A 17,562-nucleotide genomic window follows, 5' to 3' on the forward strand; every position below is an offset into this window, starting at 1 on the left:
CCGACCCCGGGTCAGTCCTTGACCGCGGGCGGCTCCGTGGTGGGGTCGCCGTCGGCGGCCGCGGCCAGCTGCGGCACGTAGCGGTCGAGCAGGTAGGGGATGCTCAGCGGCGTCACGAAGCTGTGGGCGACGTAGTAGCTGCCGTTGGCCGGGCTGATGTCGAACCACCGGCCATCGTCGTACGCCTTGGTCTTCTCGAAGAGGCTCTTCACCTGATTGTCGGCGTCGAGGTCGATCCACACGGCCACGCCGGCGTCGGCAAGGTCCGAGGTGCGTTCGGCACTCAGCGAGACCCCGAACTCGCTGTCGTCGGCGTCGGTGATGAGCGGGTGCAGGTCGAAGCCCAGGTCGAGCAGCATCCGCGACCGCGGGTCCTCGGGGCCGTAGAGGAAGAGGCCCTCGTACGGCGTGACGACGCCCGCGGTCTGGCCCTTGAACTCCGGGTGTGCCGCGGCCTCGTCCGAGATCCGCTGCTTGACGTCGTCGATGAGCTGCTGGGTCGCCTTCGGCTTGCCGACCGCGGTGCCGATGGTCAGGGCCGCCTCGTCCCACGGCGTGCCGTAGTCGGCGTAGTCGCCGCTCTGCGCGACGACCGGGACCCCCATCGCGCTGAGCTTCTTGTAGTCCTGCTCGGTCAGGCCGGAGTAGGTGCCGATGACCAGGTCCGGCGCGAGGGACGCGACCTTCTCGAGCTGGACGCCGCCGGTGTCCTTGAGGACCGTGGGGAGCTCGGCGTCGCCGAGGCGGTCCTGGGCCCACGGGTAGACGCCCTGGAGCTTCTCGTCACCGAACCAGTACGTGACGCCGACCGGCACGATCCCCAGCGCCATCAGGGTGTCCTGGTCGGTGAGGCCGACGCAGACGACCCGCTGGGGGGCCTTCTCGATCGTGGTCTCGCCGTACTTGTGCTTGATGGTGACGGGGAACGCCGACTCCTCGGGCGCTGCGCTGCTGGAGCCACCGCCGGACGGGGTGGAGGGGGAGTCGCTGTCGCTGCCGCAGGCGGCGAGGACCGGTGCGAGGGCCAGGACCGAGAGGCCGGCCAGGAAGCGTCGGCGGTCAGGACGGGTATTCACGAGGTGCCTTTCCTTCGGATGCTCCTTCGAGCATCGGGGTGAGGTGCTCGAGCGCGTAGGCGCGGCTGAGCGGGGTGTCGAAGTAGATGGCGCCGGCGAGGGTCCCGTCGGTGTACACCGCGCGGTTCTCCTCGACAGCGGCGAGCGAGCCGACGGTGCCGAAGTCCTGCAGGGCGTCGAAGCCCTGCTGGTCCTCGGTCGCGAAGACGATGACGTCGGCGTCGATCAGGCCGACGTTCTCGGCGGAGATCTCGGCCTGCGAGCCCTTCGGCGCGTAGTCCTCGAAGCCGGTCGTCATCGTGAAGCCGAGCTCGGTCAGGAAGTCGGTGCTCAGCCCGGGCGGGTAGACGTAGAGGATCCCGTCGTACGGCGCGCCCTGGGAGAACGTCGCCGTCAGGTCGGCCCACTCCGGGTGCTCGGCGGCGACCCGCGCGTAGTCGGCCTCGAGGTCGTCGACGACCTGCTGACCGTCGGCCTCGCGGCCCAGACCCCGGGCGATCTGCAGCACCTGGTCCTGCCACGGTGAGAAGAAGTCGTTGGCGTCCTTGCTGCTGGTGATGGTCGGCGCCATAGCCGAGAAGAGCTCGTAGTCCTTCTTGGTCATGCCCGCGTTGGTGCCGACGATCAGGTCGGGCTCGAGGGCTGCGATCTTCTCGAACTCGAAGCCGTCGTCGGTCGTCAGCACTTCGGGGTGCGCGCCGTCGAGCAGGTCGTGCGCCCAGGGCCAGGTGGCGTCCGGCTGCTCGCCGTACCACTCCGTGACGGCGACGGGGACGACGCCGAGCTGCAGCAGCACGTCCTGCTCGGTGACCCCGACGCTGACGACCCGCTGGGGCTCCGCGGGCACGACGGTCTGTCCGAACTTGTGGGTCACCGTCACGGGGAACGCGCCGCCCTCGTCCGCTCCGGATGACCGGTCCGCGGCGGGCGAACCGTCGGAGCCGCACGCCGTGAGCAGCACCGGCAGGGCCAGGACGGCGGTGGCGACGATCGAACGCAGACGCATCGGCTCTCCTTGTTAGGTGAGCCTTACCTTAATCAGGTTGCGGATGGCGTCGCCACCGGGGGTCCAGCCGGTGGTCGCGCGATCGCGTCAGACGATCCGGTGCATCCAGCCGAAGGTGTCCTCGGCGCGGCCGAACTGGACGTCGACCAGCTGCTGCCGGATCCGGCGCCACAGGTCTCCCCCGCCCTCGGGGGTCGGGACGGAGCCGCCGTCCCACTTGAGCTCGCCGACGGGCGTGATCACGGCGGCCGTGCCGCAGGCGAAGATCTCGGTGATCTCGCCGCTGGTGATGCCGTCGCGCCACTCGTCGATGGAGAACTTCCGCTCCTCGACCTGGTGGCCCATCTTGCCGGCGAGCTCGATGATGCTCGCCCGGGTGATGCCCTCGAGGATGGTGCCGGTCGCGGGCGTGACGATGTGGCCGTCGGCGTACACGAAGTACATGTTCATGCCGCCGAGCTCCTCGACGTACCTGCCCTCCTGGCCGTCGAGGAAGACGACCTGGTCGCAGCCGTGCTGGGTGGCCTCCTGCTGGGCGACGAGCGAGCTGGCGTAGTTGCCGCCGGTCTTGGCCGCGCCCATGCCGCCGCGGCCGGCGCGGGTGTACTCCTCGGTGAGCCAGAGGCTGATCGGCTTCACGCCGCCCTTGAAGTACGCGCCGGCGGGGCTGGCGATCACCATGAACGTGACGTGCTGCGACGGGCGGACCCCGAGGAACGCCTCGGAGCCGAACATGAACGGCCGCAGGTAGAGGCTCTTCTCCGACGACGTCGCGTCGGGCACCCACCGCTGGTCGACCGCGACCAGGGCGTCGACGGCCTGCACGAAGTCCTCGGCCGGGAGCACCGGGAGCGCCAGCCGGTGGCTGGAGCGGACCATCCGCGCGGCGTTCTCCTCCGGCCGGAAGGACCAGATCGAGCCGTCGCCGTGGCGGTAGGCCTTCATGCCCTCGAACGTCTCCTGCGCGTAGTGCAGGACGGCCGTCGCCGGGTCCAGGGTGAGCGGGCCGTAGGGCTCGATCCGGGCGTCGTGCCAGCCGGCGTCCGGGGTCCACTCGACCGTGAACATGTGGTCGGTGAAGTGCTGGCCGAAGCCCGGGTTCTCGAGGATCTCCGCGAGGCGGGCGTCGTCGACGGCGGTGGTCGACGGCGTGGTGCTGATCTCCATGGGGGACAACTTAGTAGGCCTTCCTGGTAAATGCCGATGGCCGGGCCCACTAAGGTGAGCCCGGCCGTCGGTGCGAGTCGACGAAGGGCGGTCAGCCGGTTACTCGGGCGGCGATGGCGTCGCCGACCTCGGAGGTACGGCGGGCCGCGCCCGGCTGGCGGGCGGCCAGGTCCTCGATCACCGCGGTCTCGATGGTCGCGGCGGCGTCGGCGTACCCGAGGTGGTCGAGCAGCAGGGACGCGGAGAGGATCGCAGCGGTGGGGTCGGCCTTCTGCTGGCCCGCGATGTCGGGCGCGGAGCCGTGGACCGGCTCGAACATGGAGGGGGCCGTCCGGTCGGGGTTGACGTTGCCGGAGGCCGCCAGGCCGATGCCGCCGGTGATCGCGGCGGCGAGGTCGGTGATGATGTCGCCGAAGAGGTTGTCGGTGACGATCACGTCGAAGCGTGCGGGGTCCGTGGTCATGAAGATCATCGCGGCGTCGATGTGCATGTAGTCGGTCGTGACGTCGGGGTGCTCCGTCGCGACCTCCTGGAACAGCCGCCACCACAGGGATCCGGCGTTCGTGAGCACGTTGGTCTTGTGGACCAGGGTGAGCTTCTTGCGCGGACGGCGCGCGGCCCGGGCGAAGGCGTCGCGGATGACGCGCTCGACGCCGAAGGCGGTGTTGACCGAGACCTCGGTGGCGACCTCGGCCGGCGTACCGACGCGCAGGGCGCCGCCGTTGCCGGTGTACGGACCCTCGGTGCCCTCGCGGACCACCACGAAGTCGACCTCGCCGGGGTCGGCCAGGGGCGACGTCGCACCCGGGAAGATCCGGGACGGCCGCAGGTTGACGTAGTGGTCGAGCTCGAAGCGGAGCCTGAGCAGCAGCCCGCGCTCGAGCATGCCCGGGGGCAGGTTCGGGTCGTTGGGCTTGCCGCCGACCGCGCCGAGGAGGATGGCGTCGTGCTCGCGGATCTCGCTGAGCACGGAGTCGGGCAGCACCTCGCCGGTGGCGAGGTAGCGCTCGGCGCCGAGGTCGTAGCGGGTCTGCTCGAACTTCACGCCTGCCGGGGACGCGACCTCGAGCACCTTGAGGGCCTCGCCGGTCACCTCCTGGCCGATGCCGTCGCCGGGGATGACGGCGAGCTTGATCGTGCCGGTGCCGGCGGGATTCGAGTCAGTGGTCATGAGGCGAGAGGTTAGTTGTCGTCCGGGCGTTCGCCGCCGTTGTCCCGCAGGTCGAGCGAGGCCTGGACGGCCTGGCTGATGTTCTCGTGGCTGCGCGGGTTGTCGGGGTTGTGCTGAGCCGGTCCCCACTCGGGGTACATGTCGTACATCGGAGGTCGCTTCCTGTGTCTGTTCCAGTGGATGTTTCGTGGTGATCCATTCGGCTCGACACACCTGAAACGAAGACTCTCCGGACGAGTGATCAGTCCGGGACCCCATGGATCGCACGGGGAGGAGGAGAACCAGCAGAGCTGCGGATCGCGCGGTACTGAAGGGCGGTCACGCGGCGGAGGCGTCTTCGATTCAGATGTATCGAGAGGCCGTCAACGCCGAATCACCGCGGCGAGGTGGCCTCTCTCAGGCCCCGCCGCGGTATTCGATAAGTACGAAGACGCTCCGCATGGTGAAGCCACCGTACGGCGCCCTCCCCCGATCGGTCAGCGGATTTCACAGAGTGTTCGCCATGCGAGACAGTCGTCCCGCAATGAAAGACTCGACGGCATGAGCGCTCCCCCCGACCTCCCCGAGATCGTCCAGCGTGCGTTCGACGTCTCACGCAAGGCGGGCTACGCCTCGTTCTGCCGCAACGAGACCGGCCGGCTGCTGGCCACCCTGGCGGCGACCCGCACCGGCACGATGGCCGAGTTCGGCACCGGTTGCGGCGTGGGTACGGCGTGGCTGCGCTCCGGCGTACGCGGCGACGCGAAGATCCTCAGCGCCGAGCTCGACGCCAAGCTCGGCGACGCCGCCGCGGTCATCTTCGACGACGACCCGCAGGTCGAGGTGCGCTCGGCGGACTGGTCGACGCTGCTCGACCAGGGGCCGTTCTCGCTGCTCTTCCTCGACTCGGGCGAGCCGACGGAGGTCAGCGTCGACTCGATCGCGGACCTCATGGAGCCCGGCGGCATCGTCGTCCTCGACGACTTCAACCCGTGCGAGCTGTGGCCGCCGGTCACCTACGGCCGGGTCGACACCCTGCGCGAGCAGTGGCTCACCGACGACCGCTTCACGGCGGTCGAGGTGATGGTGGCCCCCGACGCCTCCGTGGTCATCGCCACCAAGCACTGAGGTCGAGTCGGGACCTCTGACGGTCGAGTCGGGAGTTGTGACGGTCGAGTCCGGAGTTCGTACGTCGAAAGTCCCGACTCAAGCGTCACAACTCACGACTCGACCCGTGGGGGTCAGGCCTCGCCGTCGGCGGCCCGGCGTACGACGATCCGCGTCCAGGCGCCCACGTAGATCCGGTCGTCGGCGGAGACCTCCTGCTTCTGGCCCGGCGTGAGGGGCGTGGTGGGCAGGGCCCCGACGTTGCCGCCGACGTACGTGCCGTTGGAGGAGCCCAGGTCCTCGACCCACCAGCGGGTGCCGTCGGTCGTGAGCTGCGCGTGCCGCCGGCTGATGCCGTTGTCGGAGGACAGGTCGATGTCGGGGGTGATGTTGCGGCTGCGCGAGAGGCGGCCGATCAGCACCGAGCTGTTGCGCAGCGGCACGATCAGCGGCAGGCCGGGCGACGGGAGCGGGTCGGTCGACTTCTGGTCGGTGTACCAGTCCGGGTCGATCCAGACCTCAGCCACCCACTTGTCGGCGAGCGGCGGGGACGGGTTCGCGGACGGGGCATCGGGCGCGGCCGGAGCCACCGGCGCCGGCGGCGCCGCCGGGCGCGGCATCGACCCCGTGGTGAAGTCGTAGCCGCACGCCTCGCAGAAGAGCGCGTTGGCCGGGTTGACCGCCGAGCAGTTCGGGCAGGTGCCGCTGACCGCCGACTCCACCGTCGTCGACGGTTCGGTCGGCGCGGGTGTGGGCGCCGCACCCATCGCGATGCCGCAGACGTCGCAGTAGTCGGTCGCCGTCGTCTCGTGCCCGGCGGGACAGGTGCTCACTTCTTGATCCGGGTGGTCTTGGTCGACGCGGTGTCGAGGGCCATCTCGTCCGCCTTGGCCACCGCCGCCTTGAGCCGGACGGTGCCTTCCTTCTCGTCGTCGATGTCGACCACCTTGCGCAGCTTGGACGTCGCCTCGTCGTTGCCGGTCTCGGCAGCGAGCTGTACGGCGCGGCCGAGCTTGGTCGTCGCGGTGGCCTCGTCACCCGCGGCCTTGGCGGCCAGACCCTCCTGGATCATGGCGGCGAGCTCGGTCTGGCCGGTGTAGTGCGCGACCTGCTGGTCGATGCGCGCCGTCAGCTCGGAGTTGCCGGACCAGGTCGCCTTCACCAGGCCCTGGGTGACGACGTCGTTGCCGATCGCGAGCTGGACCCGGGCGGCGAGCTGCTCCTGCCCGATCGCCTTGGCGGCGACGCGGACGCCGACGTGGTAGTCGCGGGACTCGTCGGCCCAGGCGCCGGTGGGATAGCCACCGGTGAGCGGGTTGACCTCGACGCGGCGGTCGGTGAGGTCCTCGACCGACGGCGAGACCTGTCGGACGAAGAGGATCTGGGCGCCCTGGGGCGTCCACACCCGCAGCTGCGCGTCGGCGACGCCGCGCGCCATCGAGGCGCGCATCATCTCCTGGAACTGCGCCTGCATCTCGGAGGGCTTCGGGATGATGTCGACGGTCCCGAGCAGGGCCTGCGAGATCCGGCGGAGCTCGGGCACCACCCAGTCGGTGCCGGCGCCCCGGCAGTCGCACTGGAAGAAGCCGGTGGCCCGGGCGATCGCCGTGTCGAGGGCACCCGGACGCTCGCGGTTCTCGCCGTCGGTGAGCAGGATGGCGTGCCGCTGCGTCACCTCCGGCACCGAGGTGAAGATCGTGCCGGCCAGGTCGAGCCAGGTGCTCATCGCCGTACCGCCGGCGCCGCTGAAGCGGCCGATCGCCTCGCTGGCGGCCTCGCGGGCACTGGCGTCCATCCGGACCATGCCCGGCCCCGACGCCACCGGCGGGAAGGCCAGCTCGGCGTGGTCGGAGCCGGAGATGACCGCGAACCAGGTGCCGTCCACGATCTCGGCCAGCGCGGCCTGCGCCGCGGACCGCGCGGCCTGCATCGTCTCCGGGCCCATCGAGCCGGACGTGTCGACGATGATGATCTCGCCGGCCGCGCCCCCGCCCGTCTGGCCCGCGGTGCCGGCCCCGGAGCAGGTCACGGTGACGATCGCGTTGACGTCGGTGCCTCCGTCCGGGAGGAACTCGTTCTGGTAGACGCTGGCGGTGAACTCAGCCATCGGGCTCCTCCTGGTGGTCGAGCGCGGGTGCGCTGGCATTCTGCCCCGAATCCTGCACGGTCGCGGCGGGCTCTACACGTGCCAATGCCGCGGTGATGTTGTCGCGGCCTCCCTGGGCGTTGGCGAACGCCACCAGGGCGAGCGCGAGCGCGAGCGGCTCCGTCGTCCCGGCGGCGGCGACCTGGGCGGCCAGGGCGTCGGGCTCGGACGCGTAGTTCCACAGACCGTCCGAGCACGCCAGCACCCACCCGGGGGCGGTGATCTCGACCTGACCGGTGCGGGGTCGTACGTCGGGCGCGTCCCGGCCGAGCCACTTCGTGATCGCGTGCGCCTGGGGGGACGTCTCCGCGATGGCACGGGGTACGCCGTCCTCCATCTGCTGCTGGGCCGCCGAGTCGTCGACGGTCAGCTGCACGGCGGGTCCGGCGTCCGGCAGCCAGTAGACGCGCGAGTCGCCGATGTTGGCGTAGGCCAGCAGCCCCCGCTCGACGACCGCGACCGCGAACGTCGCCGACGCGGGGTTGGTCGAGGCCGGGTCGGTGACCGCCACGACCGCCTCGTTGGCGGCCGCGGCCGCGTCCGCGAAGACCTTGGTGATCGCCCCGGTCCGGCTGGCGGCGGTGCCCATCCCCTGCGGGAACGGCGTCCGCAGCGTCTCGCGGGCCGCCTTGGCGCCGGCCAGCGACGCCACGTCGGAGTCCGTCGAGTTGGACACGCCGTCGAGGACGACCAGCACGGCCCGCTCCCCCGGGGTCTCCGAGGCGAGCAGCGCCATGGCGTCCTCGTTGCGGTGGTGCACGAGGCCGCGGTCGCAGACCCCGGCGACCCAGGCGGCCGGCGTCTCGCGGAAGTGGTCGCGCTCGGTCGGCGCCTTGGCACCACACGTCTCGCAGTAGCCGTCGGGGCCGACGACGCCCTGGCAGACCAGGCACGGACGGGGGCCGGTGTCGACCACCTCGTCGGTGGACTTGCGATGGGTCGGCGCGCTGATCGGGCTGAGCTCGTCGAGCACCGCGGCGGCGACCGGCGCGGCCGGCGCGGCATCGCCCAGCGGCTTGCCGCAGCTCTCGCAGAACTTCGCGCCCGGCGTGGCCGGGGCGCCGCAGGACGGGCAGGTGGCCGTGGGGGTGATGGTCTCGGTCATGTCAGCGTCCAGCTCCGTACGGCGTTGGCCTGGTTGACGAGCTCCACCCGGTCGGAGCGGAGCGGGGCGTCGCGGGCGAGGGCGCGGTAGGCCTTCTCGAGACCGTCCCGCAGCCCGTCCTCGGTGGCGGTGTGGCTGCCCACGGTCGCCGCCGGCCGGCTGGAGGCGGCGCCGAGCGCGGCCGCGTTGCCGGAGGTGACGACCTCGAGCGCCTGGGTGAGGATCCGCACCGTGTAGCGCTGGCGGGTGGTCGCGTCCATGGGGACCGACTCGATGCTGCGCATCGCCTGGTCGAGCACGGCGAGGTCGCTGCCGCCGCCGGCAAGCAGCGCCTCGGCGCGCAGCTGCCGGCTCTCCGGGTAGCCGCGGCTCGTCGACGGCACCTGGTCGAGCGCGGCGACCGCGCCCGCGGTGTCCTTGCGGCGCGCGCGGACCCGGGACAGCCCGAAGGCGGCCGGGGCGACGTACGTCGCGTCCGTCGCCGCGCAGGTGAGGTAGAGGCCCTCGGCGACGTCCGGCAGGCCGCCCTTCTCGCAGGCGATGGCCAGCGCGAGCTTGGGGGCCAGCTCGCCCGGCACCTGCTGGTAGACGGCGTTGAACGCCGACTGCGCGGCCGCCCAGTCCTCCTCCTGCATCGCGGCGAGACCGTCGATCCACAGGGCGCGCCAGTCCCAGGGGTCCTGGCCGAGCAGCTCGTCGGCGTACGCGTGGGCGGCCGCCGGGTCCTTGAGCTCGAGCGCGGCGTGGGAGCGGGCGAGCAGCACCTCGGCCGACGCCTCGGGCGCCGCCGCCAGGTCCTTGAGCCGCTGCGCCGGGTCGTCGCTGCCGACGCTCGAGAGCCAGGCGTGCTGGGCGTCGGTGGTGTCGGCGCGCAGGGCCGGCAGCTCGGACCAGGACAGCACCGACACCGACGCGGCGGGCGCCTCGAAGAGCACGGAGGCGGCCGAGGTCAGCGCGGTGCCGGAGGTGCGGGCCGCGACCACCTCGCGGAGCACGCCGAGCAGCTGGCCCCGCAGCTCGTCGGCGGACGCGAACCGGTCGGCCGGGTCGGGGGCGCAGCACTTGGCGATCAGGTGGTAGAGCGAGTCGTGCTGCGCGAAGAGCGGCGTCGACTCCGGCGGCGGCAGGGCGTGCAGGTAGGTCCCCTGGTAGCCGCGGAACTCCATGCAGAGCACGACCAGGGTGCGACCGATCGTGTAGATGTCGCTGGCGATGCTCGGGCCGACCTCGGCGACCTCGGGCGCCTGGTAGCCCACGGTGCCGTAGATCGCGGAGTCCTGGTCGTCGATGCGGCGTACGCCGCCGAGGTCGATCAGCTTGATCGCGTCGCCGACCTGGATCAGGTTGTCCGGCTTGAAGTCGCAGTAGACCAGCCCGAGGTCGTGGAGGTACTGGAAGGCGGGCAGCACCTCGAGGATGAACGCCAGCGCCTGGTCGACCGGGAGCGCGTCGTAGGCACCGTTGTTGGCGCTCATCCGCTGCTTGAGGATCTGCTTGAGCGACTTGCCGCCGACGTACTCCATGACGATGTAGCCGGCACCCTCGTGCGTCACGAAGTTGTAGATCTCGACGATCAGCGGGTGCTCGACCTGGGCGAGGAACTGCTGCTCCGCGATCGCCGCGGCGAGCGCGTCGGGGTCGCCGGAGTTGAGCAAGCCCTTGAGGACCACCCAGCGGTTGGAGACGTTGCGGTCCTTGGCGAGGTAGATCCAGCCGAGGCCACCGTGCGCGATCGCGCCGACCACCTCGTACTGGCCGCCGACCAGGTCGCCCGGCTGCAGCTTCGGCGTGAACGAGAACTCCTGGCCGCACTGGGGGCAGAAGCCCTCCGTGCGTCCCGGCTTGCCGTCGATGCTGCGGCCGATCGCGTGGCCGCACTTGGAGCAGGTCCGCTTGTCCTCGGGGACCTCCGGGTGGGGGTTGATCGCTTTGCTGGCGTCCACGGCGGGAGCGGGAGGTACGACGGTGAGCCCGGCGCCGAGCCGCGCGGAGCGGACCCGCTCGGAGCCGGACCGGGTACGCCGGGTCGAGGTCGAGCCGGTCGACTGGGCGAGCCGGGAGCCGATCGCGGCGGACTGCACCCGGCTGGCGGACGTGGCGACGGAGCCGTCGCCGCCCGAGAGCGGCTGCGCCTCGTGGGCGACCGAGGGCGCGGCGGTCGCGGGCGACCCGCACACGTCGCAGTAGCCGTCGAGGATCGACCCGCTGCAGCCGGGCTGCGTGCACTTCGTGCCGTCGGTCGGGGGTGCGGGCGCGCTGGCCGCCGGCGCGGCGGCCATGCCGCACACGTCGCAGTAGCCGTCGGTGATGGTGCCGCCACAGCCGGGCTGGGTGCACTTCATGCGGACTCCTTCGAGTGGTCGACCCAGGTCTGGTAGGTGCTCACGAGCTGGCGGCAGACCGCCATCGGAGCGGGTTCGCGGGCGAGCACCTCGCGCGCCCGGCGCTCGCTGTCGGCGAGGTCGGGGCGGTCGGCGACGCCGATCGAGCGGGCCTTGGCGACGTACGCGTCGAGCAGGTCGGCGAGCTGGGTCCGCTCGGCGATCGCGTCGGCGTACTTCTGCTGGGCGAGCGTCAGCGCCTGGGAGACCCGCTCGAGGCGCTGGAGGTACGGCGCCAGGCGCTCGGGTGTGTTGGGGATCGGGCCGAGTGCCTCGACGTCGGGTACGGCGTAGCGCGGCGACGGCTCGACCGTGCGCACGCAGGTCGCCTCGAGCACCCGCAGCGCCTCGGCCCGCGCCACGAGGTCGGACCGCAGCTCCCGGGCGGTGACCAGCTGGTCGCGGGCGTCGCGGCGCCGGGCGTTGCCGACGATCAGGTCGCGCTCGAAGGTCGAGGCGTCGCTCTCGAGCGGCGCGAGGAGCCCGCCGACGTCGGCGCCGCGCTGGGCCCGGTCCGTCACGTCGGCCAGCCGCTGGAGCAGCTCGGCGAGGCGCTCGACGGCGGCGTCGCGCGCGACCGCGGGCTCGAGCCCCACCTGGTCGCGGACCCGCTCGAGCTGGGCGCGCAGGTCCTTGATCCGAGCGGCGGCCGCATCGGCGCCGGGCATCAGCGAGAGCGCCGTCCGCAGCTGGCCGGCGAGCGCATCGGAGAGCCGGCAGGCCTCCGGCAGCGACACGGCCATCGCCTGGGTGGGCAGGGTGCTGTCGAGGCGGCCCCAGATGAGGGTGGTGATCTTGGTGCGCTCGGTGACGCCCACGCGCCCGCCGTCCCAGGTCGCCCACATCAGCTGCCAGCGGTCGGCGACCGCCTTCCAGAGCGCGAGGGACAGCGCCATGTCGGAGGCGACGTCGGCCCCGCGCTGCGCGGCGAGGGCGGCGGCGTCGAGCTCGTCGAGCTCGGCGCGGCGCCCGCGCACCCACTCGTCCAGCGCGTCCAGGTAGACCTGGAGCACGGCCGGCTCGGGCGCGCCCCCCATCGCGCCCGGTGGCGCGGGGGCGGTGCTCATGCGGTGCTCATCGAGGTCTCATCGGCCGTAGACCGGGGTCGGCTGGGTCGCGTCGACCTTGAGCGACGGCTTGAACCACTTCGTGTACGACGCCTGCCACGACCCGTCGGCGCGCATCCGCTCGAGGACCGCGTTGATGAAGCGCACCAGGTCGACGTGGTCGGAGTTCACGCCGATCCCGTAGGGCTCGTCGGTCAGCGCCTCCCCGGTGAGGACCTCGGCGTACGGGTCCTGCGCGGCCAGGCCGGCGAGCACGGTGTCGTCGCCGGTGATGGCGTCGGTCTCGCCGTTCTGGAACTTCAGCAGGCAGCCGGTGTGGTTGCCCGCGGTGACCGGGATGGCATCGGGCGCGAGCTCCTGGATGTTGTCGAGGCTCGTGGTGCCGGCCGGTGCGCAGGCGCGCTTGCCGGCCAGGTCCGAGACCTTGTCGATGCCGGAGCCCTTCGCCACCAGGACCTTCTGGCCGGAGTGGAAGTACTCCGCCGAGAAGGCGATCTGGTCCCAGCGCGCGCAGTTGATGGTCATGTTGCGCGCGACGATGTCGACCTCACCGGACTGCAGCAGCGGGATCCGGTCGGCGGCGGAGATGACCCGCAGCTGCACGTGACCCTCCGCGGTGCCGAAGATGGCGGCGGCGACCTGGTTGACCATGTCGATGTCGAAGCCCTCGACGACCCCGGTGAACGGGTTGCGCGACGCCAACAGGTAGCTGTCGCCGGAGACCCCGGCGACCAGGTGACCGCGGGCCTTGATCTTCGCCATCGTGGAGCCGGCCGGGAGGTCGCCGGGTGCGGGCAGCCCGCCGTCAACAGGCTTGTAGGAGCGCGTCGGGTTGCCGGTGTCGGTGCAGGGCGCAGACGAGGCCGGGGTCGCCGGCTCGGGCACGACGGCCTCGGGGACCGGCGTCGCCGAGTAGCCGCACCCGGCCAGCACGAGCAGGCTGGTCGCGGAGATGAGCAGCCGGAGCGTACGAGGGGTCTTCATGAGTACTCCCTGCGTCGTTGGCCGATGCCCCAGACCGCCATGCCCGCGGCGGCCAGGCCGAGGAGCAGGGTCACGATCCCGAGGACGAGGATGCCGGTGTTGCCGCTGCGCAGCGCGTCGGTCGTCTGGGCGCCCGAGTCGCTGATGATCTCCTGCGACCGGGTGTCGAACGCGTCCAGCTTGGCGGTCGACCCCTCGGCGTCGGTCGTCGTCGAGAGCTCGACCGCCTGCTCGTACTTGCCGCCCTCGTCGAGCTTGACGACCTGCTGGTGGACCTCGGCGTACTGGTCCCAGAGGCCGGACGTCTCGCGCGACGCGTTGTCCTGCACCACCTGGGAGGCGACGGCCCAGCGGTCCTCGTAGACCTGCCCGGAGCCGCGGGAGATGAGCCGCAGGCTCTCGTTGGCCTTGGCGTCGTTGCCGGCGGTGCGGGCGGTGGACTCGCGGTAGGACGTGGCGTAGCTGCCGTCGCGCAGGTCGCCGTTGTTGGTGGCCTGGACGGTGGCGACCACGCAGGCGACCAGGGTCAGCGCGGCCACGGTCACGAACGCGGCCGCGACGCCGAGGTTGATCCGCCGGCGGAAGCGGCGCGCCAGCTGGCGGTTGACCCACCAGAGCAGCGCGAGCGTGACCAGCCCGGGCAGCAGGATCAGGAAGGGGTGCTGGGAGCCGAGCTCGTCCTCGGCGCGCTCCTTGTTGGCGGCGACCAGGGCCTGCGCGATCGGGATGGCGGAGCCCTTGACGCTGGTGTCGCGGAGACCGGTCGAGGCGGTCCGCAGGTACTCCGCCCCCACCGGGAAGCCCTGGCGGTTGTTGGCCCGCGCCTGGGCGATGGCGGCGTTGTAGTCGGTGATCGCCGCGCTCAGGTCGGAGAGCGCCGCGCGGTCGGCGGGCTGGGCCTCGGCCGCGTCGGTGATCTGCCGGGTGACGGTCTCGATCGCGTCGTCGTACGCCGCCCGCTGCTCCGGCGGCTCGAGCCCGCCCGTGAGGAACGACGTGGTGGCGAGGGCGTCGGCACGAAAGAGCGTGGACTGGATGTTCTGCACCCGGACCAGCTGCTCGGTGTTGTCGGCGGCTGCCCGGTTGGCGTGCCAGGACAGCGCCTGCAGCCCCGCGGTCAGGGCCGCGAAGAGGACGCAGGCCAGGACGGCGATCGCCTGCCAGCGGCTGAGCAGCCGCGGCACGTCCACGGTCGCGGGCGGTGGGGCGGCCACCGCCGGTGGTGCCGCCTGGGTCTGCATCATGGCGTCTCCTCTTCGGCGGGCTCGGGTTCGGCGGGCTCGGGTTCGACGGGCTCCGGCTCGGGTGGCTCGAGGTCGTCGACCAGGATCGTGCGCAGCTGCTCCAGTGTCGGGACCTCCACGTCGCGCAGCCGCCAGGCGTGGCGGCCGATCGCTGCCTCGAGCAGGTTGCGCACGTAGCGAGCATTGCCGAAGGTCGGCCCTCGCGTCACGGTCCCGAGGATCTCGCGCAGGCGGGCGACGACGGACTCGTCGACGTCGTACTCCGCGGCCTTCGCCATCACCTCGAAGATCGAGGCCAGCTCGTCGTCGGTGTAGTCGGTGAAGTCGATGGTCGTGCGGAAGCGGCTCTCGAGACCGGGGTTCTGCGCGATGAAGACCGCCATCGGGAGCGGGTAGCCGGCGACGATGACCACCAGGTCGTCGCGCTTGTCCTCCATCTCCTTCACGAGGGTGTCGATCGCCTCGGTGCCGTACTGGTCGCCGGAGAGCGAGTAGGCCTCGTCGATGAAGAGCACGCCTCCCTCGGCGGACTTCACGACGTCGGCCGTCTTCATCGCGGTCTGGCCGAGGAAGCCGGCGACCAGCTCGGACCGGTCGACCTCGACGAGCTGGCCCTTCGACAGCAGGCCGAGCGCGCGGTAGATGCCGGCGACGAGCCGGGCGACGGTCGTCTTGCCGGTGCCCGGGTTGCCGTTGAAGATCATGTGGCGGGTGATCGTGGGCGCCTTCAGGCCCGCCTCGGCGCGCAGCCCCTCGACCCGGAGCACCGCCGCCTGGCGGTGGATCTCGGCCTTGACCTCGGTGAGCCCGACCAGACCGTCGAGCTCGGCGAGCAGCTCCTCGACCGACTTGGGCTCCGGTTCGGGGGCCTTCTCCGGCTCCGGCGTCCCCGCGGGCGGCGGCTGGGCGGCGGTCGGGGAGGTCGGCGCGGTGGGCAGGGTCGGGGCGGTCGGCGCCTCGACCAGCTGGGCCGACGCCGCCGTCGCGGCGTTGCCGACCGAGCGCGGGTTCATCTCGCCCAGGCCGCTGCCCGCGACGGCGACGTCCGCGAGCGCCCGGGCGTACGCCGCGGCGTGCGGCGAGCCGGCCAGCGCGAGTGCGCTCATCACCGGCGTCGGCGCGGACCGGTAGCGGCGTCCCTTGGACGCCGCCTCCATGAAGTCCTCGGCGCCTCGTCCGTCACCGCGGCCACCGCCGGTCTGCTCGACCCAGTCGACGTACGCCCCTCGCGACGGCTCGGCCACGGTCGCGGCGAGCCGCTCCCCCTCGGCGCGCGCCTCCGCGGGATCCACTCCCGCCTCTGCTGCTGCGGACTCGAGCGCGGCCAGCGCCTCGGTGAGGTTCATGCCGGGGGTCCCAGCGTGAGGTTCGGCCCCGACGGCGTACCGAACTTGGCCTGGAGGAACATCCCGTGCGCGATCAGCGCCTGCGCGTCGGCGCGGTTGGCGGCGTCGAGGATCTTGTCCATCGTCGAGGCGAGCAGCTCGAGCTGGTCGACCAGCACCATCAGCGAGGTCTTGTAGCCGTCGATCGGACGCGTGTCCGCCCACTCGCGTGGCAGCCGCAGGTAGCCGCCGACGGCCTCGGGCAGGTAGTCGGTCGCGGTCGCCATCACCGAGTAGCTCTCGATGGTGCCGACGCCGAGGTGGCGCAGCTGGGGCAGGGTGTCGCGGACGGTGCGGGCGATCCGCTGCACCCGCGAGGTGATGACCGGCGGAGCATTGCCCTCGACGAGCATCGCGTTGACCCGGTTGAGCGCAGCCAGGATGTCCTGCTCCGTCGGTGGGGACGGGATGGCGGTCCCGGCCGCCTCCCCCTCACCACGCAGGCGCCCCCACCACGACTTCAGGCTCACGGCTCTCAGCTGGTCGGCAAGGTAGACAGGTCCAGCGTGCCCGCGGCGTTGCGCGCGTCGTGCGCCTGGACCCGGTCGAGGTAGGCCTTCGACTTGTCCACCTCGGTCTCGAGCACGCCGATGGTCTGGGACATGGAGTCGAGCGCCTTGAGCTTGAACTCGTCGATGGAGTCCATGGTCGCGTAGATGTTGCTGAACGCCGCCTGCAGCTGCTCGATCCCGATGCTGGACGACGCCGCCTGCTCCTGGATGGCCGCGGAGTTGTCGCGGAGCATCTCGGAGGTCCTCTGGATCATCCCGGACGTGGTGGTGTTGAGCGCCGTGATCTGGTCGAGCACGAGCTTCTGGTTGCCCAGCGCCTGGGCCACGATGACCGCCGTACGCAGTGCGGAGATCGTCGTCGTCGACGCGCGGTCGACGCCCTTGATGAGCTCGATGTTGTTCTTGATGATGATGTCGATCGCCAGGTAGGACTGGATCGAGACGGCCAGCTGCGTCAGCAGGTCCTGGTGCTTCTGGCGGACGTAGAAGAGCACGTCCTGCGACAACGCCTTGGCGGCCTCGGGGTCCGAGAGCTCGAGCTCGGCGATCCGCGCCGACAGCTTGGTGTCGAGCCGCTCGGCGACGTACACATACTGGTTGAGCCGACCCATCGACGCCCAGAGGTTGGTCTTCTCCAGGTTGAGGGCGACGTTGTCCTTGGTCAGCTCGTCCTGGCCGTTGCGCAGGCTGTGCAGGATGCCGTTGAGCTGGCTCTGCGCGGACTGGTACTTGCGGAAGTAGTCGGTGACCTTGTCGCCGAAGGGCAGCAGGTCGAGCCACTTGCGCGCGCCCGTGGCCTGGCTCGGGTCGAGGTCCTCGACCGTGCGCCGCAGCTCGAGCAGCGTCTTGCCGACGGCCGAGCCCTCGGCGATCCCGCCCTCCTGGAGCGCTCGCACGGGCTGCTGCAGCATCCGGTTGGAGGTCTCGGCGGCCTTGCGGATGTCGGCATCACCCATGGTGCGCACGCTCTCGGCCTGCTTCGCGAACTCCGGGCTGTTGACGGCCGTCGCGCTCAGCGCGGTCATGAAGCCCTCGACCTTCGCGTCCAGCTCGGGCAGCGCCTCCGCCGAGACCTGCGGGGCCATCCGGGGCGCCTGCGTGGTGGTCACCGCGGCCGGCGCCTCGGGGGCCACCAGTGTCAACGACGCGTCCGGCGGAGCCAGCGGTGCGACCGCGGCCTCGCCCTGGTTCTCGGTCATGCCGTCCCCTCCCGATCGTGGTGACCGGAAGTC

General features: G+C 71.7%; 16 protein-coding genes. 1 reads left to right on the top strand and 15 read right to left on the bottom strand.

Annotated elements, in window-relative coordinates:
* Positions 1-11: 11 nt before the first annotated feature.
* The 5 genes from ABEA34_RS01165 to ABEA34_RS01185 form a co-directional block, all read right to left on the bottom strand.
* Positions 12-1,076 carry an ABC transporter substrate-binding protein gene (locus ABEA34_RS01165; RefSeq protein WP_345518391.1) on the bottom strand — a complete coding sequence of 355 codons (1,065 nt, stop codon included), beginning with the start codon at positions 1,074-1,076 and terminating at the stop codon, positions 12-14.
* The gene (locus ABEA34_RS01170; RefSeq protein WP_345518393.1) at positions 1,060-2,082 is read right to left on the bottom strand and encodes an ABC transporter substrate-binding protein; all 1,023 of its coding nucleotides are present in this window, start codon (positions 2,080-2,082) and stop codon (positions 1,060-1,062) included. Before ABEA34_RS01170 ends, ABEA34_RS01165 begins: the two co-directional genes overlap by 17 nt.
* 87 nt (positions 2,083-2,169) lie before the next feature.
* Positions 2,170-3,249 (bottom strand): branched-chain amino acid aminotransferase, encoded by a 1,080-nt coding sequence (locus ABEA34_RS01175; RefSeq protein ID WP_345518395.1) that lies wholly within the window; start codon positions 3,247-3,249, stop codon positions 2,170-2,172.
* A gap of 91 nt (positions 3,250-3,340) precedes the next feature.
* The gene (locus tag ABEA34_RS01180; protein WP_345518397.1) at positions 3,341-4,420 is read right to left on the bottom strand and encodes a 3-isopropylmalate dehydrogenase; all 1,080 of its coding nucleotides are present in this window, start codon (positions 4,418-4,420) and stop codon (positions 3,341-3,343) included.
* A gap of 11 nt (positions 4,421-4,431) precedes the next feature.
* Positions 4,432-4,569, bottom strand: a complete 138-nt coding sequence (locus tag ABEA34_RS01185; RefSeq protein ID WP_345518399.1) for a hypothetical protein — start codon at positions 4,567-4,569, stop codon at positions 4,432-4,434.
* A gap of 391 nt (positions 4,570-4,960) precedes the next feature.
* Here ABEA34_RS01185 and ABEA34_RS01190 point away from each other — a divergent pair, with 391 nt between their 5' ends.
* Positions 4,961-5,527 (top strand): O-methyltransferase, encoded by a 567-nt coding sequence (locus tag ABEA34_RS01190; protein WP_345518402.1) that lies wholly within the window; start codon positions 4,961-4,963, stop codon positions 5,525-5,527.
* A gap of 113 nt (positions 5,528-5,640) precedes the next feature.
* On the opposite strand, the gene ABEA34_RS01195 is transcribed toward ABEA34_RS01190, so the two are convergent.
* The 10 genes from ABEA34_RS01195 to ABEA34_RS01240 are packed head-to-tail and all read right to left on the bottom strand — an operon-like array spanning position 5,641 to position 17,529.
* Positions 5,641-6,339: a double zinc ribbon and FHA domain-containing protein gene (locus tag ABEA34_RS01195; RefSeq protein ID WP_345518404.1), complete on the bottom strand. Its 699-nt coding sequence runs from the start codon at positions 6,337-6,339 to the stop codon at positions 5,641-5,643.
* Positions 6,336-7,613: a vWA domain-containing protein gene (locus tag ABEA34_RS01200; RefSeq protein WP_345518405.1), complete on the bottom strand. Its 1,278-nt coding sequence runs from the start codon at positions 7,611-7,613 to the stop codon at positions 6,336-6,338. The genes ABEA34_RS01195 and ABEA34_RS01200 overlap by 4 nt, the downstream gene beginning before the upstream one ends.
* On the bottom strand, positions 7,606-8,757 hold the full coding sequence (locus tag ABEA34_RS01205) for a PP2C family protein-serine/threonine phosphatase (protein WP_345518407.1): 1,152 nt from the start codon (positions 8,755-8,757) through the stop codon (positions 7,606-7,608). The genes ABEA34_RS01200 and ABEA34_RS01205 overlap by 8 nt, the downstream gene beginning before the upstream one ends.
* On the bottom strand, positions 8,754-11,099 hold the full coding sequence (locus ABEA34_RS01210; protein ID WP_345518409.1) for a serine/threonine-protein kinase: 2,346 nt from the start codon (positions 11,097-11,099) through the stop codon (positions 8,754-8,756). The genes ABEA34_RS01205 and ABEA34_RS01210 overlap by 4 nt, the downstream gene beginning before the upstream one ends.
* Positions 11,096-12,205: a hypothetical protein gene (locus ABEA34_RS01215; protein ID WP_345518411.1), complete on the bottom strand. Its 1,110-nt coding sequence runs from the start codon at positions 12,203-12,205 to the stop codon at positions 11,096-11,098. Before ABEA34_RS01215 ends, ABEA34_RS01210 begins: the two co-directional genes overlap by 4 nt.
* Before the next feature lie 18 nt (positions 12,206-12,223).
* Complete coding sequence (locus ABEA34_RS01220) at positions 12,224-13,189, bottom strand: glutamate ABC transporter substrate-binding protein (protein WP_345518412.1); 966 nt, start codon at positions 13,187-13,189, stop codon at positions 12,224-12,226.
* Positions 13,186-14,433, bottom strand: coding sequence for a hypothetical protein (locus tag ABEA34_RS01225; RefSeq protein ID WP_345518414.1), 1,248 nt, complete (start codon positions 14,431-14,433; stop codon positions 13,186-13,188). The genes ABEA34_RS01220 and ABEA34_RS01225 overlap by 4 nt, the downstream gene beginning before the upstream one ends.
* The gene (locus ABEA34_RS01230) at positions 14,430-15,779 is read right to left on the bottom strand and encodes an AAA family ATPase (RefSeq protein WP_345518416.1); all 1,350 of its coding nucleotides are present in this window, start codon (positions 15,777-15,779) and stop codon (positions 14,430-14,432) included. Before ABEA34_RS01230 ends, ABEA34_RS01225 begins: the two co-directional genes overlap by 4 nt.
* Positions 15,776-16,288, bottom strand: a complete 513-nt coding sequence (locus ABEA34_RS01235) for a hypothetical protein (RefSeq protein WP_345518418.1) — start codon at positions 16,286-16,288, stop codon at positions 15,776-15,778. The genes ABEA34_RS01230 and ABEA34_RS01235 overlap by 4 nt, the downstream gene beginning before the upstream one ends.
* Before the next feature lie 5 nt (positions 16,289-16,293).
* Positions 16,294-17,529 (bottom strand): toxic anion resistance protein, encoded by a 1,236-nt coding sequence (locus tag ABEA34_RS01240; protein WP_345518420.1) that lies wholly within the window; start codon positions 17,527-17,529, stop codon positions 16,294-16,296.
* Between the last annotated feature and the right edge of the window lie 33 nt (positions 17,530-17,562).

The sequence above is a fragment of the Nocardioides conyzicola genome (genome assembly GCF_039543825.1).
Taxonomy (GTDB): domain Bacteria; phylum Actinomycetota; class Actinomycetes; order Propionibacteriales; family Nocardioidaceae; genus Nocardioides; species Nocardioides conyzicola.